We start from the raw sequence: 548 nt of genomic DNA, 5'->3' as shown, positions 1-548 counted from the left end.
CTCATCAGTGGGATCGCTCATATAAGCTGGCATCGATGCGGACATAATAAAGCTACCTAAATACAAAAAGTGATTAAAAACACAGGGGCAAAAAAAGCCACTGGATAAACAATGGCTTGTAGATGGTGGTACTCAATCGTGACAATAAGCACTAAGCTTACGCGTGGGGCAAGAAGAAAACAAGATAAGTCAGACGGGTAAATGCTTTATTCTTTGACTGTTGATATTAGATCAGTGCTAGGTTCTTCTTTTATCAAAATTTTTGCCAAAAATAACCCCAGCTCAAACAGTAACCACATCGGGATTGCCAGCATCAGCATGGATACCCCGTCAGGCGGCGTGACCACGGCAGCCACAGCAAAACAGCCCACAATGATATAACGACGCTTTTCTTCTAGACTCTGAATGGAGACAATCCCTGCCAATATCAATAGCAAAGTGACGACGGGAATCTCGAACGTTAAGCCAAACACCATAAATAATTTTAAGGCAAAGCTCAGATAGCTATCGATATCTGTCATTGGTAGTACGTTTTGCGGGGCAAACAT

General features: G+C 42.5%; 1 protein-coding gene. It reads right to left on the bottom strand.

Annotated features, from left to right (window positions below; genetic code table 11):
- Positions 1 to 206: 206 nt before the first annotated feature.
- Positions 207 to 548, bottom strand: a 342-nt coding sequence (gene tatC / locus ACS8FC_RS20185) for a twin-arginine translocase subunit TatC (protein ID WP_439298095.1), incomplete at its 5' end; no start/stop codon positions are given.

This window comes from Psychrobacter sp. 1Y4 (assembly GCF_051847555.1).
Note: the sequence above shows the minus strand (reverse complement) of the source record. Positions and strands in the feature narration are given on the sequence as shown.